This window comes from Nissabacter archeti (assembly GCF_018257325.1).
GTDB classification, from domain to species: Bacteria; Pseudomonadota; Gammaproteobacteria; order Enterobacterales; family Enterobacteriaceae; genus Chimaeribacter; species Chimaeribacter arupi.
Genome location: NZ_JAERKB010000020.1, coordinates 23,179 through 42,301, shown reverse-complemented (window position 1 = coordinate 42,301; position 19,123 = coordinate 23,179). Strand labels below are relative to the sequence as shown.

At 59.3% G+C, this 19,123-nt stretch carries 18 protein-coding genes, 1 tRNA gene and 1 pseudogene; 10 read left to right on the top strand and 10 right to left on the bottom strand.

The window, feature by feature from the left end; genetic code table 11:
* Positions 1-5: 5 nt before the first annotated feature.
* From JK232_RS21400 to JK232_RS21380, 5 genes are read left to right on the top strand one after another with little or no spacing between them, the layout of a single operon-like run.
* Complete coding sequence (locus JK232_RS21400) at positions 6-1,283, top strand: L-fuconate dehydratase (RefSeq protein WP_101858033.1); 1,278 nt, start codon at positions 6-8, stop codon at positions 1,281-1,283.
* Between the two features lie 2 nt (positions 1,284-1,285).
* Complete coding sequence (locus JK232_RS21395; protein WP_212589684.1) at positions 1,286-2,143, top strand: amidohydrolase family protein; 858 nt, start codon at positions 1,286-1,288, stop codon at positions 2,141-2,143.
* Positions 2,124-2,900 (top strand): L-fucose dehydrogenase, encoded by a 777-nt coding sequence (locus JK232_RS21390; RefSeq protein WP_212589683.1) that lies wholly within the window; start codon positions 2,124-2,126, stop codon positions 2,898-2,900. The genes JK232_RS21395 and JK232_RS21390 overlap by 20 nt, the downstream gene beginning before the upstream one ends.
* Positions 2,897-3,244: an L-rhamnose mutarotase gene (locus JK232_RS21385; RefSeq protein ID WP_101854156.1), complete on the top strand. Its 348-nt coding sequence runs from the start codon at positions 2,897-2,899 to the stop codon at positions 3,242-3,244. Before JK232_RS21390 ends, JK232_RS21385 begins: the two co-directional genes overlap by 4 nt.
* A gap of 56 nt (positions 3,245-3,300) precedes the next feature.
* A complete protein-coding gene (locus tag JK232_RS21380; protein ID WP_072931842.1) occupies positions 3,301-4,539 on the top strand; it encodes a sugar MFS transporter in 1,239 nt (412 codons plus the stop codon).
* Positions 4,540-5,122: 583 nt separating this feature from the next.
* Here JK232_RS21380 and ampH read toward each other — a convergent pair.
* Positions 5,123-6,271: a D-alanyl-D-alanine-carboxypeptidase/endopeptidase AmpH gene (gene ampH / locus JK232_RS21375; protein WP_072931844.1), complete on the bottom strand. Its 1,149-nt coding sequence runs from the start codon at positions 6,269-6,271 to the stop codon at positions 5,123-5,125.
* 238 nt (positions 6,272-6,509) lie between these two features.
* On the opposite strand from ampH, the gene JK232_RS21370 reads away from it, so the two are divergent.
* Positions 6,510-6,594 (top strand) — tRNA-Leu (locus JK232_RS21370).
* Positions 6,595-7,290: 696 nt separating this feature from the next.
* Positions 7,291-8,394, top strand: a complete 1,104-nt coding sequence (locus tag JK232_RS21365; RefSeq protein ID WP_212589682.1) for a hypothetical protein — start codon at positions 7,291-7,293, stop codon at positions 8,392-8,394.
* A 94-nt stretch (positions 8,395-8,488) separates the two neighbouring features.
* Here the strand turns inward: JK232_RS21365 and symE are convergent, their stop codons facing one another.
* The 5 genes from symE to JK232_RS21340 all read right to left on the bottom strand — a co-directional run bounded on the left by symE (position 8,489) and on the right by JK232_RS21340 (position 12,419).
* Complete coding sequence (gene symE, locus JK232_RS21360) at positions 8,489-8,854, bottom strand: endoribonuclease SymE (RefSeq protein WP_212589681.1); 366 nt, start codon at positions 8,852-8,854, stop codon at positions 8,489-8,491.
* 235 nt (positions 8,855-9,089) lie between these two features.
* Positions 9,090-9,662 carry a DUF1349 domain-containing protein gene (locus JK232_RS21355; protein WP_212589680.1) on the bottom strand — a complete coding sequence of 191 codons (573 nt, stop codon included), beginning with the start codon at positions 9,660-9,662 and terminating at the stop codon, positions 9,090-9,092.
* Positions 9,663-9,711: 49 nt separating this feature from the next.
* Positions 9,712-10,548, bottom strand: a complete 837-nt coding sequence (locus tag JK232_RS21350) for an ABC transporter permease (protein WP_072928612.1) — start codon at positions 10,546-10,548, stop codon at positions 9,712-9,714.
* A 12-nt stretch (positions 10,549-10,560) separates the two neighbouring features.
* Positions 10,561-11,385, bottom strand: a complete 825-nt coding sequence (locus JK232_RS21345; protein WP_212589679.1) for an ATP-binding cassette domain-containing protein — start codon at positions 11,383-11,385, stop codon at positions 10,561-10,563.
* A 101-nt stretch (positions 11,386-11,486) separates the two neighbouring features.
* Positions 11,487-12,419 carry a LysR substrate-binding domain-containing protein gene (locus JK232_RS21340; RefSeq protein WP_072928614.1) on the bottom strand — a complete coding sequence of 311 codons (933 nt, stop codon included), beginning with the start codon at positions 12,417-12,419 and terminating at the stop codon, positions 11,487-11,489.
* 105 nt (positions 12,420-12,524) lie between these two features.
* Here JK232_RS21340 and betC point away from each other — a divergent pair, with 105 nt between their 5' ends.
* The 3 genes and pseudogenes from betC to JK232_RS21325 form a co-directional block, all read left to right on the top strand.
* Positions 12,525-14,072: a choline-sulfatase gene (gene betC / locus JK232_RS21335; protein WP_212589678.1), complete on the top strand. Its 1,548-nt coding sequence runs from the start codon at positions 12,525-12,527 to the stop codon at positions 14,070-14,072.
* The gene (gene choX, locus JK232_RS21330) at positions 14,069-15,010 is read left to right on the top strand and encodes a choline ABC transporter substrate-binding protein (protein WP_212589677.1); all 942 of its coding nucleotides are present in this window, start codon (positions 14,069-14,071) and stop codon (positions 15,008-15,010) included. Before betC ends, choX begins: the two co-directional genes overlap by 4 nt.
* Positions 15,011-15,092: 82 nt before the next feature.
* Positions 15,093-15,212: pseudogene (locus JK232_RS21325) on the top strand (restriction endonuclease); the annotation flags it as partial.
* 51 nt (positions 15,213-15,263) lie between these two features.
* Here JK232_RS21325 and JK232_RS21320 read toward each other — a convergent pair.
* The 4 genes from JK232_RS21320 to JK232_RS21305 are packed head-to-tail and all read right to left on the bottom strand — an operon-like array spanning position 15,264 to position 19,076.
* Entirely contained in the window at positions 15,264-16,379 is a 1,116-nt protein-coding gene (locus JK232_RS21320) for an NAD(P)/FAD-dependent oxidoreductase (protein ID WP_212589676.1), read from the bottom strand.
* Positions 16,380-16,418: 39 nt separating this feature from the next.
* On the bottom strand, positions 16,419-17,498 hold the full coding sequence (locus tag JK232_RS21315) for a Gfo/Idh/MocA family protein (protein WP_212589675.1): 1,080 nt from the start codon (positions 17,496-17,498) through the stop codon (positions 16,419-16,421).
* Entirely contained in the window at positions 17,495-18,256 is a 762-nt protein-coding gene (locus JK232_RS21310; RefSeq protein WP_072928618.1) for an amino acid ABC transporter ATP-binding protein, read from the bottom strand. The genes JK232_RS21315 and JK232_RS21310 overlap by 4 nt, the downstream gene beginning before the upstream one ends.
* Before the next feature lies 1 nt (position 18,257).
* Positions 18,258-19,076 (bottom strand): amino acid ABC transporter permease, encoded by an 819-nt coding sequence (locus tag JK232_RS21305; protein ID WP_072928619.1) that lies wholly within the window; start codon positions 19,074-19,076, stop codon positions 18,258-18,260.
* Between the last annotated feature and the right edge of the window lie 47 nt (positions 19,077-19,123).

Genomic DNA, 19,123 nt, shown 5'->3' with positions numbered 1-19,123 from the left:
CACCCATGACCCAGTTTACCGCCCTGCGCGTTGAAGATATCCGCTTTCCCACCTCGCAGGCGCTGGATGGCTCCGACGCCATGAACCCGGACCCGGACTACTCCGCCGCCTATGTGATTCTGGAAACCGATGACCCAACGCTGAGCGGCCACGGCCTGACGTTTACCATCGGCCGCGGCAATGAGATCTGCTGTGCCGCCATCCGGGCGCTGGAGCACCAGATCGTCGGGCAGTCTCTGGAGGCGATCACGGCGGACATGGGCGCGTTCTGGCGGCGTTTCACCAGTGACAGCCAGCTGCGCTGGATCGGGCCGGACAAGGGCGCGATCCATCTGGCGACCGGCGCGGTGATCAACGCCGTGTGGGATGCATGGGCGAAATCCTGCGGCAAGCCGCTGTGGCAACTGGTGGCGGATATGTCGCCGGAGGAGCTGGTGCGCTGCATCGATTTCCGTTACCTCACCGACTGCATCACGCCGGAGCAGGCGCTGCGTCTGCTGACCGAGCGCGCCGAAGGACAGGCGCAACGGCGCGAAACGTTGCTGGCGGAAGGTTACCCCTGTTACACCACCTCGGCGGGCTGGCTCGGCTACCCGGATGAGAAGCTGCGCCGCCTCTGCCAACAGGCGGTGGACGCCGGCTTCTCCTTCCTCAAACTCAAGGTCGGGCGCGACCTGGAGGATGACATCCGCCGGGTGCGCATCGCCCGTGAGGTGATTGGCCCCGACCGACAGTTGATGATTGACGCCAACCAGGTGTGGGAAGTGGATGAGGCGATCGACTGGGTCAACAAGCTGGCGTTCGCCCGGCCGTGGTTTATTGAGGAGCCGACCAGCCCGGATGACATCGAAGGCCACCGCAAAATCCGTGAGGCCGTCGCGCCGGTGAAAGTGGCGACCGGCGAGATGTGCCAGAACCGCATTATGTTCAAGCAGTTCATCATGCGCGGCGCGATTGACGTGGTGCAGATCGACGCCTGCCGGATGGGGGGCGTGAATGAGGTGCTGGCGGTGATGCTGATGGCCGCGCGCTATAACCTGCCGGTCTGCCCCCATGCGGGCGGCGTCGGGCTGTGCGAGTACGTGCAGCACCTGTCGATGATCGACTACCTCTGCATCGCCGGGACGCATGAAGGGCGGGTGATTGAGTATGTGGATCACCTGCATGAGCATTTCGTCACGCCGTGCGAGATCCGTGGCGCAGCCTATATGCCGCCGCACGCGCCGGGCTTCTCGATTGAGATGCACGCCGCCTCCCTCGACCAGTACCGCTTCCGGGGGTAACGATGCGCATCGACGCCCACCAGCACTTCTGGCGCTACCAGCCGCAGGAGTATGGCTGGATCAGTGACCAGATGGCCGTGCTGCAACGCGATTTCCTGCCCGGCGATCTGTTGCCGCTGCTGCAACAGCAGCGGATCGACGGCTGCATCGCGGTGCAGGCGCGCCAGAGCCTCGACGAGACGCTGAGCCTGCTGGCGATGGCCGACGCCAACCCGTTTATCCGGGGCGTGGTGGGCTGGCTGCCGCTCACCTCACCGGCGCTGGCCGAGGTGCTGGCCCCGTTGCAGGATCGCCCGGCGCTGCGCGGGGTGCGGCACCTGGTGCAGGATGAATCCGATCCGGCCGCGTGGCTGCAACAGCCGGCGCTGGCGGGCGGGATGCAGCGGATTCAGTCACGCGGCTATGTGTATGAGCTGCTGGTGACGCATCGCCACCTGGCGGACGCCACCACCTTTGCGGCGCGTCATGACGATCACTGGCTGGTGCTGGACCACCTCGGCAAACCAGACATCGCCCGCGGCGCGGCGCACTGGGCGCGGCAGATTGCGCCGCTGGCCGCGTTGCCGCATGTCGCCTGCAAGCTCTCCGGCCTGATTACCGAAGCGCCCGGTTTCCGCTGGACGCCCGCGCTGCTGCAGCCGTTTATCGACGCAGCGCTGGAAGCGTTCGGCCCGGATCGGTTGCTGGCCGGGTCAGACTGGCCGGTCTGTTTGCTGGCCGGTGAGTATGCAGACGTCACTGATCTTTGCGAACAGGCGCTCACCACCCTCAGCGACGCCGAGCGCGCCGCCATCCTTGGCGGCAATGCCTGCCGCCTCTACGGCTTACAGGAGCCAGACTATGCACCTCAACCTCACTGATCAGGTCGTGATCGTTACCGGCGGCGGCTCCGGCATCGGCGCGGCGATCTCCACCACGCTGGCTGACGAAGGGGCGATCCCGGTGATCGTCACCAATACGCCGCCGGAGCCGGGCTTTCTGGCCCAGCTTCAGCAACAGCAACCGGCCGCCTGCGTGATCCTCGCCGATCTCTGCCAGGAAGCGGAGTGCCGCCGCGCGGTGGCAGAGGCGCTGGCCCGTTTCGGCCGCCTTGACGGGCTGATCAATAACGCCGGGGTAAATGACGGCGTCAGCCTGGAGGCGGGGCGCGAGGCGTTTGTGGCCTCGCTGGAGAAGAACCTCGTCCACTACTACCTGATGGCGCACTTCTGCCTGGACGCCCTGCGCGCCAGCCGCGGCAGCATCGTCAATATCAGCTCCAAAACCGCGCTGACCGGGCAGGGCAACACCAGTGGCTACACCGCCGCCAAAGGGGGCGTGCTGTCCCTGACGCGGGAGTGGGCGGTCTCGCTGCTGGAGGACGGCATCCGCGTGAACGCAGTGATCCCCGCCGAGGTGATGACGCCGCAGTATGAACGCTGGATCGACACCTTCGACCAGCCGCAACGCAAGCGCGACAGCATCACCGCGCGCATTCCGCTCGGCAAACGCATGACCACGCCGCAGGAGATCGCCGACACCGTGGTGTTCGCGCTCTCGCCGCGCTCGTCGCACACCACCGGCCAGTGGCTCTCGGTGGATGGCGGCTACACCCACCTCGACCGGGCAATCACATGAGGATCTGTCAGGCGCTCGATCTGGTCGACTCCCCGGCGCTGATTGCCGAGTATCAGGCGCACCACCAGCACATCTGGCCGGAAGTGGCGGCGCATTTACGGCAGCACGGCATCCTCGACATGGAGATTTACCGCCTCGGCACGCGGCTGTTTATGGTGATGGAGGTGAGTGACGCCTTCGACCCGGCCACGTTTGCTGAGGCAAGCAACGCTAACCCGCACATTCAGCGCTGGGAGGCGCTGATGTGGCAGTACCAGCTTCCCACCCCGTGGACGCCACCGGGTGATAAATGGGTGACGATGGACCGCCTGTTTTCCCTTGCGGATCAACCCGCAGCGCAGTAACCCGGCGCGCCGGACGCGCCAATGATGCGTTATCCAACCTGGATCAAGGAGTTAACATGCTAGTCAATAAAAGTGCGTCACTGTCGGCCAATACCGGCCAACTGGCCACCAGCGGGCGCTGGGCGCTGATGCTGGTCACCAGTCTGTTCTTTATGTGGGGGTTGTCGTATGGGCTGCTGGATGTGTTGAACAAACACTTTCAGGAGACGTTGCACGTCACCAAGGCGCAGTCCGGCCTGTTGCAGGCGGCCTATTTCGGTGCCTATTTCCTGGTGGCGCTGCCCGCCGGGCTGTTTATGGACCGCAAAGGCTATAAAGCGGGGATTCTGGTCGGGCTGTGCCTGTATGCCGTGGGCGCCCTGCTGTTTGTGCCTGCTGCGTCCGCCAACAGTTTTGCACTGTTCCTGCTGGCGTTGTTTGTGATCGCCAGCGGCCTGGGCTGTCTGGAGACGGCGGCGAACCCGTACGCCACGGTGCTGGGTGACCCGGCCGGGGCGGAGCGGCGGCTGAACCTGGCGCAGTCGTTTAACGGGCTGGGGCAGTTTATCGGCCCGATGATCGGCGGCACGCTGTTTTTCTCCGCCACCCAGGCGCAGGGCAGCGGGCAGGAGTCGGTGAAGATTACCTATGTGGCGATTGCCGGGCTGGTGTTGGTGATCGCCTTCCTGTTCAGCCGCACCCGGCTGCCGGACATCCGTGAGAGCGGCGACGCACCGGGGGAAGCACCGCGCGGCCTGTGGCAGCACCGGCACTTCGTCGGCGGCGTGGTGGCGCAGTTCTTCTACGTGGCGGCGCAGGTTGGCGTTGGGGCGTTCTTTATCAACTACGCAACCGAGCACTGGCATAACGTCTCGAACCAGAGCGCCTCATATCTGCTGTCGGTGGCGATGATCAGCTTTATGGTCGGGCGGTTCTTCAGCACCTGGCTGATGGGGCGCGTGGCGGCCACCACGTTGCTGATGCTGTATGCGCTGGTGAATATCGTGCTGTGCGGGCTGGTGGTGCTGAGTATTGAGAACGTGTCAGTGATTGCGCTGGTGGCGGTGTTCTTCTTTATGTCGATTATGTTCCCGACCATTTTCGCTTTGGGCGTGAAGAACATGGGCGTCCACACCAAGCGCGCCAGTTCGTTTATGATCATGGCGATTGTCGGCGGCGCGATTATGCCGTACTTCATGGGCGCGCTGGCGGACCATTACCACACGGCGATCTCCTACCTGCTGCCGATGGCCTGTTTCGCCGTGGTGTTTGTCTACGGGCTGAGCCAGCGCCGGGCGCAGAAGGCGGGGCATTAACCGGCACGACCTGCTGCCAGCTCAGCGATACCTGGGGCGTGATGGGGTGCTGTGGATGGCGTCGCGGTAAGTCTGGAGACTCACGGGGCGACCAGCGGGCGAGGCATCCCTCCGGGAACCTCGTCCACTGTTTCCCCTGTTATTGGGCGTTGTGCGTTGCTGTGAGAGATGTCGCGACAGGGCTGAAGTTTCACGAGACGTTATGGGCGCTGTGAATAACGTTGCGATAAGTTCTGAGACTCACGGGGCGACCAGCGGGCGAGGCGTCCTTCCGGGAACCTCGTCCACTGTTTCCCCTGTTATTGGGCGTTGCGAGTTGCTGTGAGAGATGTCGCGACAGGGCTGAGGTTTCACAGGGCGTTATGGGCGCTGTTTCCCCCGTTAATGAGCGTTGTGGGTAGCTGTAAAAGGTGTCGTGACAGGGTTGAAGTTTCACGGGGCGTTATGGGCGCTGTGAATGACGTTGCGATAAGTTCTGAGACTGACGGGGCGACCAGCGGGCGAGGCGTCCCTCCGGGAACCTCGTCCGCTGTTTCCCCTGTTAATGGGCGTTGTGAGTTGCTGTCAGAAGCGTTTGTGACTGTCAGTCATGGCTGTTGTTATTCACCAGCGCTGTGACCAGATCATTTACCCCGTCACTCATATTGGTGAAGCGCGTCAGTTCGGTGCGCGTCACCACCACGAACACGCCGATATTCTTCTTCGGCACCATCGCCATATAGGTAATGAACCCGCCACCGCCGCCGGTTTTCTGGATAATGGTCGGGCGGCCGTTTTTCGCGGCCATCGTCACCCAGCCTAGCCCGAGCGCATCCGCCTGGCCCGGCACGTCCATACCTTTCAATGAGACCAGTTCACTGCGGCGGAAGTACATGGTCTGGTCACGCGTAGCAACAACCGACGGCGCACGGCCGTTGGAGGCTAAGAACTGCTGCATCCAGCGTTGCATATCTTCCGGCGTGGAGTAGACGCCGCCACTGCCCGCCGCCGCGACGGTGCTGCGGCAGGCGCTGCTGCCTTTGCCGACCATCAGCCGGGCGCATTGTGCCGCCGTGGGCGTGAAGGTGGTGTTGACCATGCCGAGCGGGCCGGTGACTTTCTCACGCAGCAGCGTGGGGTAGGGCTTACCGGTGGCGTTGGAGAGCGCATCGGCCAGCAGGTCATACCCCAGGTTTGAGTAAGCGGCATGGACGCCCGGCGGTACGGTGATTTTGGCAGAGCGCAGGTATTGCCAGCGGTTGGCCTCGGTCGGCCAGGTGAACACCGTGCGCCCGGCCTTTCCGCCCGGCTGCTCACGCGGCAGGCCGCTGGTGTGGGTGGCGAGGTTCAGCAGGGTAATCGGCTGGCGCGCATTATAGGCGGGCACCCGGGCGCCGGGTGGTGCATATTTTTTCAGCGGATCCACCAGCCGGACTTTACCTTCGGCGGCCAGTTTCACCATCACTTCGCCGGTCATCAGCTTGGTCAGCGAGGCGATGCGGATCATCGTGTCCGGCCGCGGGCGCAGGTCGTTACCCGGCTGGGTTTCCCCATAACTGCGGAACACCTGCTGGTTGTTATCAATCACCACCAGCGCCATGCCCATCGCACCGCTGTTATAGAAAATGTGCTCTGCAAAGCTGTCCACAACCTGTGAGGTCAGCTGCGCCTGGGCAAAGCCGCGCACCGGCAGCGCCGCCACGGCCAGCCCGAGCAATAAAGAGGGGAGTAATTTAGCCAATCTGGTTTCCATGAGAGGCAAGAGACAAGTGGCGAATATCATAATGGCAACCGCCGCATCTGGCAGGCAGAAAATGCGGCCGATACTAAAAAAAGTGTGAACAATCCTCACGCCCGCGCTGCGCAGGCCTGATAGGGCAGGGTGATGAAGTGCTGATTTTTTCGTCACTTAAGCGGAGACAAAAGGGATAACAGTTGCATGGCGATCGTGGGCAGGTATAATGCACCCGTTTTCCGCATACTACTTCAGTGCCGAAGTGGCGAAATCGGTAGACGCAGTTGATTCAAAATCAACCGCCGCAAGGCGTGCCGGTTCGATTCCGGCCTTCGGCACCATCGAGTATGAACAATCAAACCACCGCGAGGTGGTTTTTTTGTTTTTGTTTTTGTTTTTGGGGAAGGATTTCCTCTCGCTTTTCAGGGTATTATCTAATCAACTCTGATTGAGGCTATCTCAACTAACGATTTCGGATTCTTGGCAATGTTTCTGACAGTTGATCTGTGGTTGCGAGTTGTCATTCAAACCAGACTTTGTGTTAAGTTCTTTTTAAATTAAAATTAAATATCTGAATGCGTAAGTTTAAGGGTAAATCGCTAAGGATAGTTAAAATTAAGATAAGTAATTATTTTCCTGAATCATTATTTTATAAAAATCATTAACATTTCTACAGAAAAATAATTATTTTCATAGTGTTTTATTTTAATAATAAATGATTGAAGATAAGAGATAATATATGATAAGGCTTGATGAAAAAAATCACCTTTTATAATGATGTTATCAAAATATTAGTTTATTAAATAAGCTGGATTTTTAACAAGAAATAAAATTAAAGCAACGCAGTATTAATGAGATATAACATTTTATTTTCAACTTCTTTGTAAAATCTTACGTTGTAATGATGGAATTTAACAACAGGCAACTTATTTTTCCTAAGACGCAAGAGTGAAGGTCTTTAATTTGTAGGTAAGTTAATTTAAGAAGAAATAAATTTTTTATAAAATGGCTTTTGAATATAGGAGCGTTTTAATATTATGGATTTATTTGAAATAAAATTACCTAGAAAACGGCTACATCCATATTTCAAGTCACTCATTGATGAAGAGCATCTTTCTCCTGTCCGAGATGTAATTCAATCTTGGGGTACCGGTTTACTTGATAGAAAAAATGAGCAAGAAAAATTTGTTAATGAATTTCAAATAACTTTTAATTCAGCATTTTGGGAGCTGTATTTAAATAAAGTTTTTATGTCTCTAAATATGGTGGTTAACTACACCAAAGAAAGCCCTGATTTCCATGTGACAACAGCTGACGGTTATAGCTTTAATGTTGAGGCTGTAGTAGCTGATCCAACAATCAATGATGCTCCCCAATTTGAAATTAGCGATGAAGAAGATTTTATAGATGATTGTACAATCAAACTTTTAGGGAAAATAAAGCAAAAATTAGATCTTTTCAATGGAACTAAAGGGAAACGATATCCATATAGCTCTCTTTCACATGTAGATGGAAAGCCATTTATTATTGCTGTAGCTCCTTTCAATAGAAATTATGCGTTCTCACAAAATAACATAGCAATTAATCGAGTGCTTTTTGGTATTGATCGTCCAATGCCAGACGGAAAAATTCCTTTAATGGAGACAATTTCTAAGCCAAATGGGACGAAGTTAGATTTGGGTATCTTTACAAATGACTCATTTAAGGAGATCAGTGCTATAATTTTCTCAACTACAGGAATGCTTGGTAAAGCTATTATTGAAAGTAGAATTCCCTGTAGTATTAGAGCTACACGATATCGACAAATTTATCAGTATGATTTCCTCAAAGAAGAGGGCCTTGAAAACCTGGGTATGAAATATCATAAAATTTCACCAACCCATGAGATTTTTACTAATCGTTTCGAAATAGGAAAATTTATTTGTGGTTCGGATGTCCATCTTTGCCATTCGAGTGAATATCAAGAATCTCATGTTGATGGCTTACATGTTTATTTTAATCCATATGCATTAATCCCTCTTGAAGAAAATGTATTCGATGACTTCGCTATTACCCATAATTTCTATGATATTGATCGTAAAGAGTGCATTATGGTACACCATGATAATTCTTTAGTTTCTAGGCAGGTATTTAATTATTAAATAAAAATTAATTACTCAATAAAAAAGTAATTTTTTCATCATCCAACCATCCCGGCCTTCGGCCGGGACACCCCCACCTCACCAACACCACCCCTTACCCCCGCCTGCAACTCCCGGAGACCCCATCAATAAACGCCCACACCTGCTTCTGTTTCCGCTTTGAAAGCCTCTCCACCCGGCGCAGGGCCTGCATCAGCTCCGGTTCCGTTTCCGCTTCTTCCTGCGGTTTCTCTTCCGGCACCTCTTTCGCCATCAGCACAATGCACCCTTTCATCACACGCACATCCACCTCAGTGCCGGTGTCAAACCCTGCTGCTTTTAGCCATTTGCCTTTCATGATCACCGCCGGAATACGGGTGTAATCTGGATAACGGCTCGCATAACTGACTTTTAAACGGCGAATCGTGTCCTGGGTGGCTTCTGTTACTGAATTTTCTGCAATACAATCCTGTGCAGCCATTTTGACTACCTCGATTAGTTATCATGGTCAGCGGTAAAGGTGTGTTCCCGCACATCTTTACCGCGCTTAATTACCCTGTAAAAATAGCCAGTTACGTGATGAAAAGCCAGATGAAAATAAATGAAAATCATCGGAGGAATAATGCGATGTGCATTCCTTTTTTATCAGGGTAAATAAAGGAACTCTGGAGGGCTTAAATATAATAAGGCACGCAATAAACGCGTGCCTTATTATTTTAACTCAAATCATGCAGCGTTTTATCCAGCGGCGGGGTGAGCGCCATATCCAAGAACTCGACCTCTAATCCCTGGCGTTCCGGGGTACAGCACATTACACCGACTTTTACAGATACTGCCGGGAAATAGCTTAAGCGCAGCAGCGGCCAGTGTCGGCCGTCGGTGGAGTACTGTAACCGCAGGCTGTCGCCTTTACGGGTCAGGCGGAGCCAGAAGGTGCGTGGGTCGCCGGGGAAAATGCCGGTCGCCCAGTCGGAGTGGCCGAGCGTCAGCACGCTGCCGATGGCGGGCGCGCCGTCGTTGTACTCAATGCCCGCTTTCAGCCAGTGCTGGTCGTCGGCCATCAGCATAATCCCGGCCTGATCGTAGAGCGTGTTGAAGTCGGCGCACACTTTCACCTGAAAGGTGAAATCGTCGGTGACTTCCGTAGCGTAAATATGCCCGGAAAAGCGTTCGAAGCCGTACCAGGTCTTGCGCCAGAAATCGGTGTGGTCATCCGTGACCACCGTTAATTTATCGTTCTGGTACTGCCACTGTTGCGGTTCGTTAATCCAGGAAAAAGCGTTGCGCATCGGTTCTCCGAGGTCAGGCATGGGTCGGGTCTACCGAGAATAGAAGATCTTATGCGCCTTCGCTGCTGCGCCGCGCAAAACTTGCGGACAGCCGATCAAGCAGGATCGCCATCAGCACCACCACAATGCCGCTCTGTAACCCCAGCCCGATATCAAGCTGCTGAATGCTGCTGAGAATGTCATTGCCCAGCCCACCGGCCCCTACCATCGAGGCGATAATCACCATCGACATCGCCATCATAATGGTCTGGTTCACCCCGGCCATAATCGCGGGCTGCGCGGCAGGCAGCTGCACTTTCCACAGCAACTGGCGCGGCGTACAGCCGAAAGCGAGGCCCGCCTCAATGCGGGCGGCGTTCACCTGGCGGATGCCCAGATCGGTCAGGCGTACCACCGGCGGCATCGAAAACAGGATGGTGGCGAAAATCCCCGGCGGGCGGCCAAGGCCAAACAGAATGGTGGCGGGGATCAGGTAAACAAACGCGGGCATGGTCTGCATAAAATCCATCAGCGTGCGCACCACGCTGCCCACCGTGGCGCGGCGCGCGCTCCAGATGCCGAGCGGAATGCCGAGCACCAGGCTGAAAAAGGTCGAAGAGAGCGTCAGCGCCAGCGTGATTGAGGCGTGTTCGCTGTAGCCGCTATAAACGATGTAAAGCGTCGCCAGCAGGGCAAACAGCGCAAACCCTTTACCGATGCGCCAGGCACCGATGCCGACCGCCAGCGCCACCAGCCCCCATGGGGTCAGCCAGCCGAGCAGTGTCTCCAGCCCGCCTGCGAAGGCGTCAATGCCTGCGGAAAGCCCGTCAAAAAAACCACCGGCATGCACCAGCAGCGCATGAATGCCGCTGTCGATCTGGCGGCTGAAATCTAAAGGATGTGACATACCGTTACCTGTTCAGACATGGCCGTAGCTCTCCGCCCACTGCCAGCGGGCGGTGTCCACGCCGGAGAAAAAGTGCCGCACATAGGGTGAGGCGGGCGTGTTGATGATGTGCTCCGGGGAACCGACCTGCACCAGCCGCCCCTCCTGCATAATCGCGATGCGCGTGCCGAGCCGCAGCGCCTCTTCCATATCATGGGTGACGAACACCACCGTGCGTTGCTGCTCCTCCTGCAACGCCAGCAGCAGCGACTGCATCTCACGGCGGATAATCGGGTCGAGCGCTGAAAAGGCCTCATCCATCAACAGCACCGCCGGGTTCACCACCAGCGCCCGCGCCAGCCCGACCCGTTGCTGCATCCCGCCGGAAAGCTGGTGCGGATAGTGTGCCGCCACCTGCGCCAGCCCGACCTTCTCCAGCATCGCGTGCGCCCGCTGGTGCCGCGCCTCCCGGCCAACCCCAGCTACCTCCAGCCCGAACGCGACGTTATCCAGCACCGTGCGCTCCTCAAACAGCGCGAAAGACTGGAACACCATACCGATCTGCTGCCGTCTCAGGGCGATCATCTCTGCGGTGGTCAGCGAGCCGAGCGGCTTCCCCTGAAAGTGCACTTCACCGCGGGTCGGGGCGATCAGGAAGTTCAGGGTGCGCAGCAGCGTCGATTTACCCGAACCGGAAAGCCCGACAATCACGAAAATCTCACCAGGGAAAATCTCCAGGTTAATCTGGCTTAACGCATTGGCCGTGGGCGTGGTATCCGGCCGGGAAAATAACCGCTTCCCCGGCGGGGAAGAATAATTTTTATCAACGTCGCGTAATTCAATGATAGGTTGTGGCATAGCAGCATTACCTATTATTCGGGAAGCTATTCACGCTAACCTAAAATAAACGGCGTCAGGTAAATATTTTACGCAGGCAGATAGACATATTTCGCATTTGCTTATTTATAATCCGGCAATGCAGCGGGTTGATGATGGAAATTCCAGGCCTCATTTAATAACCAGTGGGAAACTTTCTCCTGCTGTGCAGAGGCAGGTTTACCGCTGGCGGAAATCAGGTAATAGCCCCGTTCAGTACGGACTTCCGGGCCACAGACTACCAGCTGTTTTGACGCCAGCAATGAGGAGATCAGCGGCCGCCAGCCGAGCGCGATCCCTTGCCCCTCCACCGCCGCCTGAATCACCAGCGAGTAGGCGTTAAAAGTGCGTGACCCGGCGTGCGCATGGGCGGGCACCCGCTGAAAACGGAACCAGTCTTCCCAGTTCAGCCAGCGTTGCGGGCGCGTCTCCGGCAGCTTCAGCAGCGGGAAGTTCAGCAGCTCGCCGGGCGTGGGTGTGATGCTCATTTTGCGGATAAGTGACTGATTACACACCGGCACCACATCCTCCGGGAACAGCTTCTGCGCCTGGGTTCCCGGCCAGTTGCCGTGGCCGAAATAGATCGCCAGGTGGGCGTGGCTGTCGCGGAAATCGTAGTCATTGGGGGAGGTGGAAACCTGCACCTCCACGCCGGGGATCAGCGCCTGAATGGCGTCCATCCGCGGCAGTAACCAGTAGCTGGCAAAGCCCATATCGGTGTCGATGCGCAGGGTGCTGCGCTGGTGCCGGGTGCGCTCAATCTGCTCGCTGATCTCCGTCAGGCTGGCGCGGACAATCTGGTAAAGCGCATTGCCGGACTCGGTGAGTTGCACCCCCCGGTGACGCCGTTCAAACAGCGGGCCGTTGAGTAAATTTTCCAGAGCCTGAATACGCTGGCTCACCGCCGGTTGCGACAAGCCTAATTCATTTCCGGCGGCGGTAAAATTACCGTGGCGCGCGGCCGCCTCAAATACCACCAGCATTTGTAACGGAGGTAACGCTAATTTCCCTGCCATAAGCCTGCCTTATACCATGATAATTTATCCGCCCCTTCACAGAAAGAAACCGGCGTGAGATAAAAATATCACGGATCGTTTATTTACTTTATCACCGGATGAATCATGCTTATAAATAAACCGAATATCGTTATTCTGATGGCAGATCAGTTAACCGCCGGGGCATTACGCACGTATGGAAATAACGTCAGCCTGACGCCTAATATTGATAAGCTGGCGGAAGAGGGCGTGGTATTTGACTCCGCCTATTGCAACAGCCCGCTGTGCGCCCCGGCCCGCGCCTCGCTGATGACCGGGCAACTGCTCTCCAAAAACGGCGTTTTTGATAATGCCGCGGAGTTCCGGGCGGATTCGCCGACCTTCTGCCACTACCTGCGTGAGCAGGGCTACCGCACCTGGCTCTCCGGCAAGATGCACTTCTGCGGGCCGGACCAGCTGCACGGCTTTGATGAGCGCCTGACCACGGACATCTACCCGGCGGATTTCGGCTGGACGCCGGACTGGGCGCACCCGGAGCGCCGGCTCGACTGGTTCCACAACATGAGTTCGGTGCTGGAGGCGGGGGAGTGTGTGCGCACCAACCAACTCGACTTCGATGACGAGGCGCTGTTTATGGCGCGCCAGCGCCTGTATGACGCCGCCCGCCGCCCGGATGAGCAGCCGTTCCTGCTGCTGCTGTCGCTGACCCATTCGCACGATCCGTTTGCCATTCCGCGCCGTTACCTCGACCGCTTTAACGAAGAGGATATCGATTTGCCGCACACCACGGCGGCGGAGGTGGAAAACGATCCGCACTCAGCGCGCCTGCGTGCTATGTATCAGCTGGAAGAGGGGCTGCTGAGCGACGCGCAGATCCGCCGGGCGCGCCACGCCTATTACGGCGCGATGGCCTACGTCGATGACTGCTTCGGGGAGGTGATTCGCACCCTGGAAGAGACCGGGCTGGCGGAAGACACCATCGTGTTCGTGGTGGCGGACCATGGCGAAATGCTGGGCGAGCGCGGGCTCTGGTACAAAATGACCTTTTTCGAGGGGGCGGTACGGATCCCGTTTATCGTCCATAACCCGAAACGCTTTGCCCCGCACCGGGTGGCGGAGAGCGTGTCACTGGTGGATCTGCTGCCGACCTTCACTGACCTGGCGGGCGGCGGGGCGCGTCTGCGGCAGCCGGTTGCGCCGCTGGACGGCCACAGCCTGGTGCCGCACCTGAAGGGCGACGCCGGGCCGGATGAGGCCTGCGGGGAGTATCTGGCCGAGGGCGCGATCGAGCCGATCGTGATGATCCGCCGTGGCCCGTGGAAATATATCCACTCACTCACCGAAGCCCCGCAGCTTTACCATCTTCAGCAAGATCCGCACGAGCGGCAGAACCTGGCCGCGCAGCCCGCGTATCAGGCACAGGCTCAGGCGTTCGCTGAGGAGGTGGCCGCCCGCTGGAACCTGGCGGATCTGGATAAGCAGGTGCGCGCCAGCCAGCAAAAACGCCTTTTCCTTACTGAGATTGCCGGGCGCGACGCCATCCCGAAATGGGATTTCCAGCCGCACCAGCCCGCGTCCCAGCGCTATATCCGTAACCACCAGACACTGGATGAGCAGGAAGCTTTCTCCCGCTATCCACGCCCACACCAGCACACGCCCGGGAAACCCTTATGAAAAAATCGACGACCTTTATGCTGCTGGCCGCCTCCGGCCTGCTCCCGCTCACCAGTATGGCGGCGGAACAGGCGCGCTGCGCCACCGTGAACCAGTCCGATCCCGGCTGGACGGACATCGCCGCCACCAATGCGCTCTCCGGGGTGGTGTTAAACGCCCTTGGCTACGAGCAAAAGGTGCAGAACCTCTCGGTGGCGCTGGCGTTCCAGGGGCTGAAGACCGGGCAACTGGACGTGTTCCTCGGAAACTGGATGCCGGCACAGGCCCCGGTCATCGGCAAATACAGTAGTGACGGCGCGATTCATGTCATCGGGGCGAACTTACCGGCAGCGAAATTTACGCTGGCGGTGCCGGATTACGTGGCAGCGGCCGGGGTGAAGGATTTCGCTGATCTGCAAAAGTACGCCGACAAATTCGGCCATAAAATCTACGGCATTGCGCCGGGCGCGCCCGCCAACCAGAACATCAAAAAGATGCTGGATAAACATGACTTCGGGTTACAGGGCTGGAGCCTGGTGGAGTCGAGCGAAAGCGGGATGCTGGCGCAGGTGACGCGCGCCGTCAGCCGCCAGCAGTGGGTGGTATTTTTGGGCTGGGAACCGCACGCGATGAATACCCGTTTCAAACTCACCTACCTCAGCGGCGGTGACGCCTGGTTTGGCCCGAACTACGGCAGCGCCACGGTCAATACCGTCACCCGCAAGGATTTCGCCGCCGAGTGCCCGAACCTCAACCGGCTGTTCACCCAGCTGAAATTTGATGTGCCGCTGGAGAACGCCATCATCACCCGCATATTGGATGACAAACAAAGCCCGGCCGACGCCGCCCGCGCCGAACTGGCCAAACGCCCGGCGTTGCTCACCGGCTGGCTGAACGGCGTCACCACCCGCGAGGGCCAACCGGCAGAGCCCGCCGTGAAGAAAGCGCTGGGCATCTAAGCGCGTCAGCAACCTTAAAACAGGTGCCGCCACGGCAGGGCGACACCTGTTTTCGTTTGTTATTGGGTCTTGTTTTTTATTCGTGGAAGGCATGGTGCTGGTGGATGGCGATCGTCTGGTGCACCTGATGATCGATAACGGCGTGGGGGTCTCTTCACGCCGTATCAATGTGCCGAAGCTGGACATGGATTATTTCGAATAACCTGCCCGCCTTCCGGCGGGCAGGCGTTCACCTTTATTTAAAACCCCAAAATCACCCAAACCGTTCCGCGCGGAAGGTAGAGAGCATCGGGTGTTTGTCGCCGGTCATGATCTCATCGGCCAGCAGTTCGCCGACGATCAGCGCCAGGGTTGCGCCGGAGTGGGTGAAGGCCACGAAGCAGCCGGGTACGCGCGCCAGTTCGCCGAGCACCGGGTTGCCGTCGCCGGGGATCGGTTTGGGGCCGAGTTTCCAGCCCGCGGCCTGGAGCGCGGCACCGTTGCCAACCAGCGCGCCCGCTTCCTGCATCAGCTTGTCCACCACGCTTTCGGCGATGGTGTAGCGGCCGTCCGGTTGCTGCACGATCTCCTCTTCATACCAGTCGTGGTCTGCCGCCAGCGTGCTGCCGGGGTTCGGGCGGATGGCGGCGCGCGGCGTGTTCATCACCACTTTCAGGCCGTGCGCGGTGGGCTGGCTGATGACCAGCATCGACACCGGCGAGCCGTTAGGGATGGTGACGCCGAGCGGCGCGACCACGTCCGGCGTCCAGGGGCCGCAGGCCACCAGCACCGCGTCGGCGCGCAGTTCACCTTTATCGGCGCTGCGGATGCCGCAGGCGCGCCCGTTCTCCGTCAGCACGTCCGCTTTCCCGGCGTGCTCCACAATCTCACCGCCCAGGTCGCGGAACTGCTGGGCGAGGAATTCGATTAAATGCGGCAGGCTCACCCAGCCTTCGCCGGGGTTGAAGATCGCGGCGTCCGCCACCGCGCGCGGGTTGACGCGGCTGTCCACCGCTGTCACGCCGTCGGCATCCACCAGATGCGAATCGTAGCCGTGCGCCTTCTCGTAAGCGTGGCGGGCGCGGGTGCCGGCGGTGTCATTCGCGGCCCAGCAGAGGCCGCCGTCAAAGCGCAGCCAGTCACGCGTTGGGTCTTGCGCGAACAGCGTGCGATAGCGGTCGATGCCCGCCATCCGCAGCGCGTGGTAGGGCAGGGTGCGTTCGCCCGCCGAGTTCAGCCACGACAGCGACCGGCCGGACGCGCCGGAGCAGAGTTCCGCTTCCGTCACCAGCGTCACCTGCGCGCCGCGTTTCGCCAGCTCCAGCGCCGTGGAGACGCCCAGCACGCCGCCGCCCAGTACCGCCACTTTTTTAGTCGAGTTCACAGACATCGTTCTGTTCCTTGCAATAAGAGGAGAAGGGAACGCCGTTCAGGCGTTGCGCACCGTGAAGCGCGCATGGAGATCGTCAATCAGCCGCAGCACCGCCAGCGCCTCGCGGGCGTCCACCGGGGCGGGTGCGCCGTCATGCAGGGCGTGCGCCAGTTGCTGATAAAAAGCCGGATAGTTGCCGCGCTCATGGGGCACCGGCTGGTGGTTATCACCCTCGCCGAGCGCGCCCCACTGGGCGGCAGGCGTTACGCCGTAAGCCGCATCAGTGGGCGTCATCCCCGCCGCCAGCGATGGTTCCTGGTTATCCAGCCCCCAACTGGTAAAGGCGGCACGGCTGCCGAGCAGGTGGAAACGCGGGGCCGGGCGCGCTGCCTGGCCGTTCATCCACAACCGGGAGCGCACGCCGCTCTCATGCAGCAGCGAGACGAAGGTGTCTTCGTCGCTGTCCGAGATCGCCGGGGAGCCGTAACGCGCCAGCTCCGCGCTGCTCTCACGCACCGGGCCGAACAGCTGGATCGCCTGATCGATTAAATGGCTGCCGAGATCCAGCAGCAGCCCGCCGCCCTCTGCCAGGGTCACGCGGTCGCGCCAGTTGCCGAACCCCTCCGGCCGCCACCACTCAAAGCGGGACTCAAAACTGCGCACCCGCCCCAGTTGCTCCTCCGCCAGCAGGCGCTTCAGCGTCAAGAAATCGCCGTCCCAGCGGCGGTTATGGAACACCGTCAGCAGCGTGTTGTTGGCCTGCGCCTCGGCGATCATTTTCCCCGCTTCAATGGCATTGGCGGCGAACGGTTTATCCACCACCAGGTGAAGGCCGCGGCGGCTGGCGTCATGCGCCTGTTGGGCGTGCTGCGCAGGCGGCGTACCGAGTACGATCAAGTCAATGGCCAGCGCGCCGCTGTCGATCTGCTGCATCAGGGCATCCCAGTCGGTGATCAGGCGCGCCTGCGGGTAGCGCTGTTGCGCGGCGTGGCGACGTTCCGCGTTGCCGGTGACAATCGCTGCCAGGCTGAACTGCGGATCGGCGGCCAGCAGCGGGGCGTGGAACACCTGCCCGGAGATGCCGAAGCCCACCAGCGCGGTGCGGATAACCGGGGATGAAACCCGTTGATGCGTCATGACAGAACCTCCGAAAGAAAACGTTGCAGGCGCGGCGACTGCGGCCGGTCAAAAATCGCGTCCGGCGGGCCGGACTCGACGATCTCGCCCTCATCCATAAACACCACCTGGTCGGCGACCCGGCGGGCAAAGCCCATCTCATGCGTCACCACCGCCATCGTCATGCCGCGCTTGCAGAGATCCGCCATCAGTGACAGCACGCCCTTGACCAGCTCCGGGTCGAGCGCCGAGGTCGCTTCATCAAACAGCATCACTTCCGGGTCCATCGCCAGCGCGCGGGCAATGGCGACGCGCTGCTGCTGGCCGCCGGAGAGGTCACGCGGCCGGTGGTCGGCCCGCTGGCCTAACCCCACCTCCTCAAGCCGCTGGCGGGCGATCGCCATCGCGCTGGCTTTCGGCATCCCTTTGACTTTCCAGGGGGCGAGCGCCACGTTCTCCAGCGCGCTGTGGTCGGGGAACAGGTTGAAATGCTGGAACACCATGCCGATGCGCAGCCGCAGCGCGTCCGGCTGGTCCCGCAGTACCGATTTGCCCGCCAGCAGCACATCGCCGGACTGCGGTTCATGCAGCCGGTTGATGCCGCGCAACAGCGTCGACTTGCCCGAGCCGGACGGGCCGATGATGCAGGTGGTGGTGCCGGGCGCGATAGTGAGCGACACCTTGCGCAGCACCTGGATCGGGCCGTAGGCCAGCGTTAAATCGCGCAGCTCCAGGCTGGCACCGTGGTAGGCGGCGGCCGTCGCGTGTGGTTGGTTCATCTTATTGCCCTCGCTCGGTGATCAGCGGGTTAATCGCGCCGCCGGTCAGGGCCGGGGCGGGCTTTTGCTGCACTTCGTCCACCTCTTTCAGGCCGCTTTGTGGGGCGGTCATCCGACGGCGGCCGGTGCGGTAGCGCACATCAACGTGGTTCACGGCGTGGGTCAGCGGCACGGTGATGATCAGGTAGAACAGGCCCGCCAGCAGCAGCGGCGAGAGGTTGCCGGTGAGCACGGCGGCATCCTGGCCGACGCGGAACAGCTCGCGCTGGCCGGTCATCAGCCCCAGCAGGTAGACCAGCGACGAGTCTTTGATGATGGCAATGAACTGGTTGACGATCGCCGGCAGCACGCGGCGGATGCCCTGCGGGATGATCACCAGCCGCATCGCCCGGCCGTAGCTCATGCCGAGCGCGCGGCAGGCTTCCATCTGGCCTTTCTCAATGCTCTGAATGCCGGCGCGGAAAATCTCCCCCATATAGGCGCTGGCGATCAAACTCAGGGCGAAAATGCCGAGCGGGTAGGGCGTCGGCCCGAAAATCTGGTAGCTGAAGCGGGCGAGGCCCTGACCAATCAGCAGGATGGTCAGAATCGACGGCAGGCCGCGGAACAAGTCGGTGTAGAGGCGCGCCGGGATGCGCAGCCAGCGCGAGGGGGAGATGCCCATCAGCGCCAGGATCAGGCCAAACAGCGTGCCGAGGATCGTGGCCGCCACGGAGATGATCACCGTGTTCACCAGCCCGGTGCTGAGCAGTTGCGGCAGCACCTCCAGCATCGACGGGATATCAAAAAAAGTGCGGGAAAGTACAGTTAACAGATCCATAGCCGTATCTCACTAAAAGCGGGTGACGGGGCGCGCCCATCACCTGT